We start from the raw sequence: 13,058 nt of genomic DNA, 5'->3' as shown, positions 1-13,058 counted from the left end.
GCTTGAAATGCTCTTTAAAGGCGTCGAGAGACATGGATTCAGACCTAAAAAGTAAGCATAAGATCACAGCCGGATGACTGCGTCAACCACCTATATTTGTTCAATAAACGTTCACGATCTCGCCCTGGCTGGCCCGTTTCTTTAAACAACAACCGCTCACGCGTCAGCCGACCGCCCCTCGGCCTGCCCGAGGCTGACGTCTTTCACCCCTTCTGTGATCCTGCTCGCCAAATGACCACTTGGCCATGTGGTGATAAATGATACCTTAACGATTGAAAGTCAGAGCCTATCGAGGCTCGAGGAAAGATCGATTTATCTTTTTTCGAGTCAGCCAGTATATTGACTTTCGTGCTGTATCTTTCTTACGTCATATTTTCATTTGAAGCTTGGTGTACAAGCTTTGGTGAAACTTTGTGTGCAATAATGCTTAAAAATACAAAATGCATCATTGAATATGCGTAAACAAAAGCAGCGCCGTTGTAAAACAACGTCATTTTGTGGCACAACACAGGCAAGGCTGCCGAGCGGTTGAAGGAACAGCTTGCTGAACACCGGGGGCGATATGCAGCCGGTGCGATATCAACATGAATCAGGGAATTATTATGTTAATCGGAATTCCAAGGGAAACGCTCAGCGGAGAGACCCGGGTGGCTGCGACCCCCAAGTCCGTTGAGCAGCTGCGCAAACTGGGCTTTGAGGTCTGCGTCGAACAGGGCGCGGGCAGCAAGGCCAGTTTTGAAGACACCGCCTATCAGGCGGCCGGCGCTCAACTGGTGAGTGCCGACGAGGTCTGGCAATCCGCCATTATCTACAAGGTGAATGCACCAACGCCTGAGGAGATAGAGCGGCTGCAGGCGGGCACCACCCTGGTCAGCTTTATCTGGCCGGCCCAGAACCCCGAGCTGGTGGAGCAACTCAAGAGCAAGGGCGTGACCGTGCTCGCCATGGACATGGTGCCGCGCATTTCCCGCGCCCAGTCCCTGGATGCGCTGTCGTCCATGGCCAACATCGCCGGTTACCGTGCCGTGGTGGAAGCCGCTCACGAATTCGGCCGCTTCTTTACCGGCCAGATCACCGCCGCCGGCAAGGTGCCGCCCGCCAAGGTGCTGGTGATCGGCGCCGGCGTGGCCGGCCTGGCCGCCATTGGTGCCGCCGGCTCTCTGGGCGCCATTGTGCGCGCCTTTGATACCCGTCCCGAGGTAAAAGAACAGATCAACTCCATGGGCGCCGAGTTCCTGGAGCTGGACTACGAGGAAGACAGCGACTCTTCCGACGGCTATGCCAAGGAAATGAGCCAGGCCTTTATCGACGCGGAAATGGCCCTGTTCATGGAGCAGGCCAAAGAGGTGGACATTATCGTCACCACCGCACTGATCCCCGGCAAGCCGGCGCCCAAGCTGATCACCGCCGACATGGTGGCCGCCATGGCGCCGGGCTCGGTGATCGTGGATCTGGCCGCCCAGAACGGCGGTAACTGCGAGCTGACCAAGCCGGGCGAACTGTTCGTGTCCGACAACGGCGTCAAGATCATCGGCTACACCGATCTCAACGGCCGGCTGCCGACCCAGTCTTCCACCCTGTACGCCACCAACCTGGTTAACCTGGCCAAGCTGCTGTGCAAGGAAAAGGATGGCAACATTAACGTCGACTTCGACGATGTGGTGCTGCGCAACATGACAGTGACCCGCGACGGCGAAGTGACCTTCCCGCCTCCCGCCATCAGCGTGTCGGCCGCGCCCAAGGCCAAGGCGGCCGCCCAGCCCGCGGCCGAGCCTCACCCCAAGAAACCGAGCAACCTCAAGTATTACCTGGGTGGCGCCGGTGTGCTGCTGTTTGCCTGGCTGGCGGCGGTGGCCCCGGCGGAGTTTCTGTCTCATATCACGGTATTCGTACTGGCCTGTATCGTGGGCTACTACGTGATCTGGAACGTGTCCCACTCCCTGCACACGCCGCTGATGTCGGTGACCAATGCCATCTCCGGCATTATTGTGGTGGGCGCATTGTCGCAGGTGGGCTCGGGTGGTTTTGTCAGCTTTCTCGCCTTTGTGGCGGTGCTGATCGCCTCAATCAACGTGTTTGGCGGGTTTACCGTGACACATCGCATGCTGAAGATGTTTAGGAAGGGCTGATTAAATGTCACAAGGACTAGTAACTGCATCTTATATCGTGGCCGCCGTGCTCTTTATCATGAGCCTGGCCGGTCTGTCCAAGCAGGAGTCGGCCAAGGCCGGTAACTGGTATGGCGTGGCGGGCATGGCCATCGCCCTGCTGGCCACCATTTTCAACCCCGAGGTCACTGGCCTGGGCTGGATCATCGTGGCCATGGCCATCGGCGCCGCCATCGGCATTCGCTTTGCGCTCAAGGTGGAAATGACCGAGATGCCGGAGCTGATCGCCATTCTGCACAGCTTCGTGGGTCTGGCCGCGGTGTTCGTGGGCTACAACACCTATATTGATCACGGCGATCTGTCCGGCGCCATGCTGAACATTCACAACACCGAGATCTTCCTCGGCGTGTTTATCGGCGCGGTCACTTTTACCGGCTCCATCGTGGCCTTTGGCAAGCTGCGCGGCCTGGTATCGTCCAAGCCGCTGACCCTGCCACACCGTCACAAGCTCAACCTGCTGGCGGTGGTGGTCTCGGCCATTCTGCTGATCTGGTTTGTGCAGGTGGAAGGCTCCACCTTCCCGCTGCTGGTGATGACCCTGATCGCCCTGGCCTTTGGCTGGCACCTGGTGGCCAGTATCGGCGGCGCCGACATGCCGGTGGTGATCTCCATGCTCAACTCCTACTCGGGCTGGGCCGCCGCTGCCGCGGGCTTTATGCTGTCCAACGATCTGCTGATCGTGACCGGCGCCCTGGTGGGCTCTTCCGGTGCCATTCTGTCCTACATCATGTGCCGGGCCATGAACCGCTCTTTTATCTCGGTGATCGCCGGTGGCTTCGGCTCCGACGGCACTGTCTCTTCCGGTGAGGAAGAAGACGGCGAATACACAGAAGTGAACGCCGAAGACGTGGCCGAAATGCTGAAGGGCTCCAGCTCGGTGATCATCACTCCCGGATACGGCATGGCGGTGGCCCAGGCCCAGTACCCGGTGGCCGAGCTGGTGTCCAAGCTGCGGGCGGCGGGCGTCAAGGTGCGCTTTGGCATTCATCCGGTGGCGGGTCGTCTGCCCGGCCATATGAACGTGCTGCTGGCGGAAGCCAAGGTGCCCTACGACGTGGTGCTGGAAATGGACGAGATCAACGATGATTTCGACGACACCGACACCGTACTGGTGATCGGCGCCAACGACACCGTCAACCCGGCGGCCTCGGAAGACCCGGCCAGCCCCATCGCCGGCATGCCGGTGCTGGAAGTGTGGAAGGCCCAGCAGGTGGTGGTGTTCAAGCGCTCCATGAACACCGGTTACGCCGGGGTGCAGAACCCGCTGTTCTTCCGCGAAAACAGCGTCATGCTGTTTGGCGACGCCAAGGACAGCGTGGACAATATTCTGCGCGCGCTGTAATTCTCTCGCATCATGTATCTCAAGGGGCGCTTCGGCGCCCCTTTTTCATGGGGGAAGTTCAACAGCCGTGGTGACCACGGGGGTGTGGCCGCGCTTGCTTGTCTTTCATTAATCCCTTATTTTCCAGAGAGTTGAAGAGAGGAGCATAATAATGACAAGCAAACGCGGGCTGGTGTCGCTGACGCTGCCGGTGATGATGGGATATTTACCTCTTGGCGCCGTGTTTGGCGTGCTCTGGGTGGATGCCGGACTGACCTGGTACTGGGCGCCGTTGATGAGCGTGCTGGTGTATGCCGGCGCCATGCAATATCTGGCGGTGGGTCTGCTGGCCGCCGGCATTGGCTGGATCGATCTGGCGGTGGCGTCGCTGCTGGTGAATTTTCGCCATCTTTTCTATGGCCTGTCCCTGTATCATTTGTTGCCCAAAGGCGTGATTGGCCGAAACTACTTCATTTTTGGCATTACCGACGAAACCTATTCCCTGCTGAGTGCCTCGGGCAGAGTAAAAGATCCCGAAGCCGCACTCTGGGTGGTGTTGCTCAACCAGAGCTACTGGGTGCTGGGCACCCTGATTGGCATGGTGCTGGCCAGAGGGCTGCCGCCCGGTCTGCAGGGGCTCGACTTTGCGCTTACGGCACTCTTTACCGTGCTGGCGGTGGAGCAGATCCGCGCCAAAAAAGACTGGGGTGCCGTGGCCCTGGGAATGGTGGCAGCCGCGGTGGCCGGCATCTGGGCAAGTGAGTACTTCCTGCTGGCGGCCTCCATCATGTTGGTGCTGGTATTGCTGGCCTGGCCCGAGCACAAGCAAAAGGAGAAGCCGGCTCATGTCTGATTTCGATTACCTGCTGGCGGCGTTGATCATGGGTGGGGTGACCTTTGCCCTGCGCGCCTTTCCCTTTGTGGCCAGAGGCGTTATCGCCCATCATCACCGCATACAGGTACTGGGCCGGCGGCTGCCGGTGGCCATGATGGTGCTGCTGACCCTGTATGCGGTGGGTGTGCATCAGTGGAGCAGTCCTGCTGATGGCCGGGATCAGCTGATTGCCGTGGCGGTGGTGGCCGGGCTGCAGTTGTGGCGGCGACAGGCGCTTACCAGCATTCTGGCCGGCACCCTGGTGTATATGGCGCTGGTCAACGGCTGGCTGGGGCTCTGATCCCCAATCCGTTTTCGGCTATAATGGCCGCCCTTTTTTATCAAATGGAATCGATGATGACTGTTTCCCTGCGAGCTCCCTTGCTGGGCCTGGCTGCTCTGTGCCTGAGCGGCCTGGCTCAGGCCGAAACCTTTGTGTTTACCGCCATTCCGGATCAGGATGAACGCCGCCTGACCGAGCGTTTTGGCAAGATAGCCGATTACCTGTCCGACAGGCTGGGTGTGGACGTGAAGTACATTCCGGTGAAGAGCTACCCGGCGGCGGTCAGTGCCTTTCGTAACGATCAGGTACAGCTGGCCTGGTTTGGCGGTCTCACCGGTGTGCAGGCCCGGGAGCTGGTGCCCGGCAGTGAGGCCATTGCCCAGGGGGCGGAAGACACCGCCTTTGTCAGCTATCTGATTGCCCATGAAAGCACCGGTCTGAGTGAAAGTGAGCAGTTACCTGCGGAGCTTGCCGGCAAGCGCTTTACCTTTGGTGACAAGGGATCCACCTCCGGCCGGCTGATGCCCGAGTTCTTTTTGCGTCAGCACTTTGAACAGGCCCCCGAAGATCTGTTTTCCCGCGTGGGGTTCTCTGGCGATCACAACCGTACCATCAGTCTGGTGCAGTCCGGCGCTTACGAGGTAGGTGCGGTCAATTACGCGGTGTGGGACGCCGAGCTGGAAAAAGGCAATATTGATGAAAGCAAGGTCAGCGTGATCTGGACCAGCCCCGAGTACCCGGACTACCAGTGGAGCATTCGCGGCGATGTGAACGCCCGCTTCGGTGACGGCTTCAAGGAAAAGGTAAAGCAGGCGCTGCTGGAGATGAAAGATCCCGAGCTGCTGGCGGCCTTTCCCCGTTCTGGTTTTGTGGACGCCACCAACGATGACTACGCCCCCATTCGCGACACCGCCGTGGCCATTGGCATCATGGATCCCGATCAGTAATGAGCGAGCCAGCCAGCCTGTTCCGGTTTCATGAGGCCAGCCTCGGCTATGCCGGCCGGCCCGTGCTGGAAGCACTGAACCTGGAGGTGAAGCAGGGCGACAAAATCGCCCTGCTGGGGGAGTCGGGCACCGGCAAAAGCACCCTGCTGCGCCGGTTGCGCGAGCTTCGCCCCGATGAGGTGGCCTGGTGCCCGCAACAGCCCGGTCTGGTGCCGGTGCTGAGCACCTTCCACAATATCTATATGGGCCGCCTGGCATGCAATCCTTTCTGGTATAACCTGGCCAATCTGGTGAAGCCGTTGTCCGGCCCCAAAGAAGAGATTGCCGGGCTGGCCAGCCGGCTGGGACTGAGTGGCCAGCTCTGGCGCCCGGCGGGTGCTCTGTCCGGGGGGCAGCAGAGCCGGGTCAGTCTGGCCCGGGCCCTGTATCAGCAAAAGCCGGTGTTTATCGGCGACGAACCGGTGTCGGCCCTGGACGAACGTCAGGCCGCCGACCTGCTCTCGCTTGTGTGCGAACGCCACCAGACGGTGGTGCTGGCGCTGCATAACGTGGAGCAGGCGCTCACTCACTGTACCCGCATTGTGGGCCTGCGCCAGGGTAGGCTGGTGCTGGATGCCCCCAGTGAGAATCTGACCGCGGCCCAGCTGCGGGCCCTGTATACCTCATCATGAACGATCAGGCCTCCATGAGCCGCACCAGCCTGCTGTTTGTAGGGCTGGCGCTGCTGTGTCTGCCCTGGGCGGACTTTTCCATTACCGCCGTGGATCCCTGGTTTGAGCTGGGCCGCCTCGGTGCCGGCCTGCTGTTGCCGGCCTGGCCCGATGCCACCGTGCTGCTGTCGGCGCTGGCCAATACCCTGGCCTTTGCTCTGCAGGGGGTGGCGCTGGGGGCGGTTCTGGGGCTGTTGCTCGCCTGTGGCTATCGCAGTGCCGGTGTGCGCCGGCTGGCGGCGGGGCTTCGGGCGGTGCACGAGCTGTTCTGGGCGCTGCTGTTTATGCAGCTGCTGGGGCTCTCGGCCCTAGCCGGTGTGCTGGCCATTGCGCTGCCCTATGCGGGCACCTTTGCCAAGATTTACGGCGAGCTGTTTGAAGAGGCCGATCCCGCTCCCGAGCGAGCGTTGCCGGCGGGCTTTGGCCGGCTGACCCGGCTTATCTATCTGCAGCTGCCGCTGTGCTGGCGGCAGATGGCCACCTACACCGGCTACCGGCTGGAATGCGGCATTCGCAGCTCGGCGGTGCTGGGCTTTATCGGCCTGCCAACCCTGGGTTATCACCTGGAATCCCTGCTGCGCCAGGGCTATTACGATGAGGCCGCCGCCTTTTTCTATGCCCTGGTGCTGATCATCGCTACCCTGCGCTGGTGGCTGCGGGGCCGGCTGGTGCCGCTGTATCTGCTGGCGGCGGTGCTCTGGCTGCCGCCGGTGGCCAGCCTCAACTGGTCGCTGATGGCCCGCTTTTTTACCGAGGACATTATTCCCGCACCGCTGAGGGCAGGGGACTGGGCCGGGCTCTGGCCCTGGTGGGCGTCGTTGTGGCAGCAGCAGGCAGGGCCGGGGCTCGCCAATACCCTGGTGCTGGCGCTGGTGTCACTGGTGGTCACCGGTGTGCTGGCGCTGGTGTGGTTTCCGGCCATTTCCCGGCGTTTTGGCAATGCCGTCAGCCGTCGTGCCAGTCATGGCTGGCTGGTACTGATGCGCTCGCTGCCGGAATATTTGCTGGCCTTTGTGGGCATGCTGCTGCTGGGGCCGGGTATGCTGCCGGCCATGCTGGCGCTCGGGCTGCACAACGGCGCCATTATCGCCCATCTGCTGGGTCATCACCTCAATACCCTGAGCCTGCGGGAAGACGCCCCAAGCGGACTGAACCTGTACTTTTTCGAGGTGCTTCCCCGGCTGTATCGCGCCTTTATGGCCTACAGCCTGTACCGTTTTGAAAACCTGATCCGCGAAACCGCCATTCTCGGCATGCTGGGCATTCCCACGCTGGGCTTTTTTATCGATTCGGCCTTCAGCGAATTCCGCTTTGACCGGGCCATGGCGCTGCTGCTGGTGTGCGCCGGGCTTAACATACTGGTGGATGTGGCCGCCCGACGCCTGCGCCAGCGGCTGCACCTGGGCAACCGCGCCGAGGTGCTTTAACACACTCGCCGGTGAGCACTGCGCTTACCGTCGGACACAGGGCACTGCTGCGCCGACACGCCGTGAATACATCCATGTAGGCTCCGCTGCGCCATCCATGGCGCAGAGGGTGCGGCGAAGCAGATACCCTGTGCCCTCCTTGGCGGGCATTACACGGGCTGAAAGGGCGATATTGCATTTAAAGCACCAGCCCCCCATCGATTTTCAGTACCTGCCCGGTAATGTATCGGGCGCGGGCGCTTGCCAGAAACAGTACGCCTTCGGCAATGTCACTGGGCTCTCCCAGATGGCCGAGGGGAATGCGGCTGGTCATTTTTTCCAGCACTTTCTGTGGCACCGCCTGGGTCATCTCGGTGTTGATAAAGCCGGGGGCGATGCAGTTGGCGCGAATCTGGGCGCCGCCCCGGGCCAGCTCTCTGGCCCAGCCTTTGGTCATGCTGATCAGGCCGCCCTTGCTGGCGCCATAGTTGCTCTGGCCGATGTTGCCGTCGGTACCCACGATGGACGAGATGCTGACGATGCTGCCGCTTCGGTTCAGTTTCATCAGCGGCAGCATGGCCTGGGTCATCAGAAACACTCCCTTGAGGTTTACATTCAGCACGCTGTCCCAGTCGGTTTCGGTCATGTTGTCTAGCAGGGCATCCCGGGTGATGCCGGCGTTGTTCACCAGTACATCAAGACGGCCGTGTTCGGCCAGAATGCGGGCGCTGAGGCGGCTCAGGGCGTTGCTGTCGCACACGTCCAGCGTGACAGCGGTGATGTTGTCGTGGCCGCTCAGCCAGCTTTCGGCCGGGGTCATGTTGATGTCGCAGGCATAAACCCGGGCCGCTCCGGCCCGGGCCAGGGTTTCGCTGATGCAGCGGCCCAGCCCGCGGGCGGCGCCGGTAACCACGCAGATATGGTTGTGCATATCCTGAGAAATACCGTTCATGATGAGAATCCTTTGTTAAGTAGGGTGTCAGTCAACTCCTCTTGCTTGTTGGATAATAGCTTAAATTTTGCGCTGCAATATTAATTTTAGACCTTTTATTTAATGGTATTGCTAATGTTTGTTTTGCGCTGCGAAAATGCTGGGGCTGAACGGCAGGCACAAAAAAGCCCGCACTAGGCGGGCTTTTTAACAGCGAAGCTGTGTTAGTTATTTACCGTTCCAGGCGGCTACCAGAGCACGCTCTTCGTCGGTCATGCCGGTGATGTTACCCAGCGGCATGTACTTGTTGGCCACAACCTGCTTGACCGTTTCGGCCTGCAGCAGCAGGTGCTCTTCGGTGTCCAGCATCACACCCAGAGGCGCAGCGGCAAAGCCGGGCTGGGTGGGGTTGGCAGCGTGGCACTGTACGCAGCGGGCTTCCATCACGTTCAGCACCTGAGCGGTGGTCACGGCACCACCCTGAGCGGCAGGCGCAGCAGTGGCTTCTTCACCGGCGGCGGTGGTTTCAGACTGGGTGGCAGCGGGGGCCACGGCAGCCGGAGCCGCTACCGGCTTGGGCGCACCTACCCAGATGGCGACCAGGATCAGGGCCACACCGGCGATGGGGTAACCCGGACGAATGTGACCGGCGTGCATCAGCACGAAGTACTGACGGATCAGGGCACCTGCGAAGATGAACAGGGTCATGATCACCCAGGACAGCTCGTGGCTGAAGGTGAAGGAGTAGTGGTTGCTCAGCATCAGCAGCACTACCGGCAGGGTGAAGTAGGTGTTGTGTACGGAACGCTGCTTGCCACGCTTGCCGTCGATCGGGTTCGGGGTCTCGCCGGCTTTCAGGGCCTTAACCATGCGGCGCTGACCGGGAATAATCCAGAAGAACACGTTGGCAGACATGGCGGTGGCCATGACGGCACCGGTCAGCAGGAAGGCGGCACGGCCGGAGAAGATGTGAGTGCTCAGGTAGGCAACCACGACCATCATCACGGCTACGGCAATACTCAGTACGCCATCACGCTCCATGTTGGGGCTGATGCGCTTGCACAGCTCGTTATACACGATCCAGCCCAGCAGCAGGAATGCCAGGGCGGCGATGTTGGCCTGCCAGCCGGTCATGTTGGCGGCCCACTCCCAGGGAGAGGCGCGGTTAACCAGATAGAAGCTGGGCTTGGTCAGGTACAGCAGGGTGAACAGACCGAAACCGGACAGCCAGGTGGTGTAGGACTTCCAGAAAGACCAGTGCAGGTCTTCGGGCAGCTGCTCGGGGCTGGTTGCATATTTCTGGTTGTGGTAGAAACCACCGCCGTGCACGGCCCACATTTCACCGAACACGCCTTTTTTCTTGCATTCTTCCGACTTGGGCGGACGCAGGCCGTTGTCGAGCATTACGAAGTAAATGGATTCCCCTACCCAGGCAATGGCGGCGATGACGTGCAGCCAGCGGAGCAGCAGGTTACCAAAATCCAGCAGATACGCTTCCATGATGGTCTTACCTTCTCTGTTTCATCGTTGTTTTGATTGAGACCCTAGCGCATCGAAACAGATGCCCTGCCAGTGGCGGGAGCTGAGACCACATGCGCTCTAGTGTGCTTCCAAACTGTATACAGTTTAAAATTTAAACTGTTGACAATTTGTGAGGTGATTTTTTTCAAAAACATGAAGTTTGTCAACATTCATTAACAGTTAATTTTCTTGCGTTTGCAACCATTTTGTCGCCTGAGGCTTGGTTTTAACGATTAAAATTTATGTTAATCAATGATTTGCGTAGTTCCGGTATCAACGGTCAGCGAGCTGTGCGTTGGGCCGGAACGAAGCGGCCGTCATGATAGCGCATTTGACTTTCCCTGCAACTGTCACGGCCGTTGTAAATGTCGGGCAAAGCAGGGGAAGGTTGTATACATCCGGAGCGCCATACATATCCGTTATTACTCTAGTTGCCAGGATGAAACTGGGCCACCCGGCAGGCCAAAAGATGATGCAGGGGCGCCGGATCAAAGGTCGGACCAAGTTTGTCCAGCACATGTGCCAGGCTTTCCAGGGTGGAAAGCGCCTGGCCGCCCGGCCCCTTGCGAATGGCATAACGCCCCGCCGGGGCCCGGCTGAAGCTGAGGGCGGGCAGGTTGTTAAGCCAGGGGTTGAGATGGCGCAACAGCCGGGTCTTGCGCCAGGTGCCGTCGAGCACAATGAGACCGCCAATGTCGAGGCGGGCCGGTGCCGTTTGGTCTATGTCCACCGCCTCATCGCCGGGGTAGAGCAGCCACCAGCGCCCGTGTTCAGGTGGAGGCGGGGGCACCATATGCTCGGCCACGACCCGCTGCAGTTCCGGCAGCGCCAGCTGCAGCAGGGGCACGGTGCTTTTGGCGTGTCTGGCTTCCAGCGGATGCTGCAAAATGATCACCGGCAGCGGACAGGGCTGGGGGCGCGTCTCGGCGCACAGGCAAGTAGGCTCGGGCAGATGGCAGCGGGGGCAGGTGGCGCGAGGCATGAGAGAGCGAAATCCTGACTGAAAACGGTGAATGTTAACGGTGTTGGTCGTGAGGGGAAAGCCGGCGCCGAGAATCACACTGATTGTTAAGCGTCGCCGAATAGGCGAAAATACTCACAGTTCAGTTCAACCCAGCGGATTTACTTTTTCAGGCCAGCGCCTGCAGCCAAGCTCCGTGTCAACCCAGAAGATAGCATCCATGTCAAACAGCTCCATCGCGCAGGAAATTGCCAAGCGCCGTACCTTTGCCATTATCTCTCACCCGGACGCCGGTAAGACCACCATCACCGAAAAGGTGCTGCTGCACGGCCAGGCCATTCAGAGCGCCGGCACCGTCAAGGGCCGCGGCTCGGGCCAGCACGCCAAGTCCGACTGGATGGAAATGGAAAAAGAGCGGGGCATCTCGGTCACCACTTCCGTGATGCAGTTTCCCTACAACGACCGCCTGGTGAACCTGCTCGACACTCCGGGGCACGAAGACTTCTCGGAAGACACCTACCGCACCCTGACCGCGGTGGACTCCTGCCTGATGGTGATCGACGCCGCCAAGGGCGTGGAAGACCGCACCCGCAAACTGATGGAAGTCACCCGGCTGCGGGATACCCCTATCGTTACCTTTATGAACAAGCTCGACCGGGACATTCGTGACCCCATGGAGCTGCTTGACGAGGTGGAAACCGAGCTCAACATCATGTGTGCTCCCGTGTCCTGGCCCATCGGCAGCGGCAAGCTGTTCAAGGGCGTGTACCACCTGCACCGGGACGAAACCATTCTGTATCAGTCCGGCCAGGGTCATACCATTCAGGAAGTGCGCATTATCAAGGGCCTGAACAACCCCGAGCTGGACGAGGCCGTGGGCGACGGCCTGGCCGAGCAGCTGCGGGAAGAGCTGGAGCTGGTGATGGGGGCTTCTCACGAGTTTGATCAGGAGCTGTTCCTGTCCGGTGAGCTGACCCCGGTGTTTTTCGGTACTGCACTCGGCAACTTTGGCGTGGATCACATGCTCGACGGCCTTACCGAATGGGCCCCGGCGCCCCAGCCGCGTCAGACCCAGGAGCGGGAAGTGACCGCCGCCGACGACAAGTTCTCCGGCTTCGTGTTCAAGATCCAGGCCAACATGGATCCCCGCCACCGGGACCGCATCGCCTTTATGCGTATCGTGTCCGGCCAGTACACCCAGGGCATGAAGATGAAGCATGTGCGCATCGGCAAGACGGTGAGCATCTCCGATGCCGTGACCTTTATGGCCGGTGACCGGGAACGGGCCGAGGAAGCCTATGCTGGTGACATTATCGGTCTGCACAACCACGGCACCATTCAGATTGGTGACACCTTCACCCAGGGGGAAGATCTCAAGTTTACCGGTATTCCCAACTTTGCCCCCGAGCTGTTCCGCCGTATTCGTCTGCGGGATCCGCTGAAGCAGAAGCAGTTGCTCAAGGGCCTGGTGCAGCTGTCGGAAGAAGGCGCGGTGCAGGTGTTCCGCCCCCTCGACAATAACGATCTGATCGTGGGCGCCGTGGGTGTGCTGCAGTTCGATGTAGTAGTGGCCCGCCTGAAGGCAGAATATAATGTTGATGCCCTTTACGAGTCGGTCAATGTGTCCACCGCCCGTTGGGTATACGGCACCGATGTCAAAAAACTGGACGAGTTTCAGCGCAAGGTCTCCGCCAACCTGGCCCTGGACGGCGGCGACAACCTTACCTATATCGCGCCCACCATGGTCAACCTCAACCTGACCCAGGAGCGTTACCCGGATATTCAGTTCAGCAAGACCCGGGAGCACTGAGAACCTGTTTACGATCTCCGTAATAGCAAAACCAAAAATGCCAAGTGGATGAACTGCAAGCTCGTATTGAGCTTGCGCTCGCAGTTCTTCCACAGCCTCCGACACTTCTCCAGCCAAGCAAATGAG

Annotated in this window: 11 protein-coding genes and 1 pseudogene; 8 read left to right on the top strand and 4 right to left on the bottom strand. The window is 60.0% G+C overall.

Translation table 11 applies throughout. The annotated features are described in order from the left end of the window. The first annotated feature begins 602 nt into the window (after positions 1-602). The 7 genes from DA373_RS15575 to DA373_RS15545 all read left to right on the top strand — a co-directional run bounded on the left by DA373_RS15575 (position 603) and on the right by DA373_RS15545 (position 7,730). Positions 603-2,129 (top strand): Re/Si-specific NAD(P)(+) transhydrogenase subunit alpha, encoded by a 1,527-nt coding sequence (locus DA373_RS15575; protein ID WP_107853196.1) that lies wholly within the window; start codon positions 603-605, stop codon positions 2,127-2,129. Between the two features lie 4 nt (positions 2,130-2,133). Continuing rightward, entirely contained in the window at positions 2,134-3,510 is a 1,377-nt protein-coding gene (gene pntB / locus DA373_RS15570; RefSeq protein ID WP_107853195.1) for a Re/Si-specific NAD(P)(+) transhydrogenase subunit beta, read from the top strand. Between the two features lie 151 nt (positions 3,511-3,661). Further along, positions 3,662-4,342 (top strand): AzlC family ABC transporter permease, encoded by a 681-nt coding sequence (locus DA373_RS15565; protein ID WP_107853194.1) that lies wholly within the window; start codon positions 3,662-3,664, stop codon positions 4,340-4,342. Continuing rightward, on the top strand, positions 4,335-4,664 hold the full coding sequence (locus DA373_RS15560) for a branched-chain amino acid transporter permease (RefSeq protein ID WP_107853193.1): 330 nt from the start codon (positions 4,335-4,337) through the stop codon (positions 4,662-4,664). The genes DA373_RS15565 and DA373_RS15560 overlap by 8 nt, the downstream gene beginning before the upstream one ends. Positions 4,665-4,720: 56 nt before the next feature. Next, positions 4,721-5,593: a putative selenate ABC transporter substrate-binding protein gene (locus DA373_RS15555; protein ID WP_198650336.1), complete on the top strand. Its 873-nt coding sequence runs from the start codon at positions 4,721-4,723 to the stop codon at positions 5,591-5,593. Beyond that, positions 5,593-6,264, top strand: a complete 672-nt coding sequence (locus tag DA373_RS15550) for an ATP-binding cassette domain-containing protein (protein ID WP_107853191.1) — start codon at positions 5,593-5,595, stop codon at positions 6,262-6,264. Before DA373_RS15555 ends, DA373_RS15550 begins: the two co-directional genes overlap by 1 nt. Then, on the top strand, positions 6,261-7,730 hold the full coding sequence (locus DA373_RS15545; RefSeq protein WP_232821333.1) for a PhnE/PtxC family ABC transporter permease: 1,470 nt from the start codon (positions 6,261-6,263) through the stop codon (positions 7,728-7,730). Before DA373_RS15550 ends, DA373_RS15545 begins: the two co-directional genes overlap by 4 nt. A gap of 178 nt (positions 7,731-7,908) precedes the next feature. On the opposite strand, the gene fabG is transcribed toward DA373_RS15545, so the two are convergent. The 3 genes from fabG to DA373_RS15530 all read right to left on the bottom strand — a co-directional run bounded on the left by fabG (position 7,909) and on the right by DA373_RS15530 (position 11,143). Continuing rightward, positions 7,909-8,661 carry a 3-oxoacyl-ACP reductase FabG gene (gene fabG / locus DA373_RS15540; RefSeq protein ID WP_107853190.1) on the bottom strand — a complete coding sequence of 251 codons (753 nt, stop codon included), beginning with the start codon at positions 8,659-8,661 and terminating at the stop codon, positions 7,909-7,911. A gap of 207 nt (positions 8,662-8,868) precedes the next feature. Next, positions 8,869-10,140 carry a urate hydroxylase PuuD gene (locus DA373_RS15535; protein WP_107853189.1) on the bottom strand — a complete coding sequence of 424 codons (1,272 nt, stop codon included), beginning with the start codon at positions 10,138-10,140 and terminating at the stop codon, positions 8,869-8,871. A 448-nt stretch (positions 10,141-10,588) separates the two neighbouring features. Beyond that, positions 10,589-11,143 (bottom strand): tRNA-uridine aminocarboxypropyltransferase, encoded by a 555-nt coding sequence (locus tag DA373_RS15530; protein ID WP_107853188.1) that lies wholly within the window; start codon positions 11,141-11,143, stop codon positions 10,589-10,591. A gap of 199 nt (positions 11,144-11,342) precedes the next feature. Between DA373_RS15530 and prfC the strand changes: the two genes are divergently transcribed. Next, positions 11,343-12,932, top strand: coding sequence for a peptide chain release factor 3 (prfC, locus tag DA373_RS15525; RefSeq protein ID WP_107853187.1), 1,590 nt, complete (start codon positions 11,343-11,345; stop codon positions 12,930-12,932). An 8-nt stretch (positions 12,933-12,940) separates the two neighbouring features. On the opposite strand, the pseudogene DA373_RS15520 reads toward prfC, so the two are convergent. Further along, positions 12,941-13,058 (bottom strand): annotated as a pseudogene (locus DA373_RS15520) (IS5/IS1182 family transposase); the annotation flags it as partial.

Origin of the sequence: Oceanimonas marisflavi, from assembly GCF_003049725.1 — a bacterium.
Lineage (GTDB): Bacteria > Pseudomonadota > Gammaproteobacteria > Enterobacterales > Aeromonadaceae > Oceanimonas > Oceanimonas marisflavi.
This window is presented reverse-complemented; position numbering and strand designations above follow the sequence as displayed.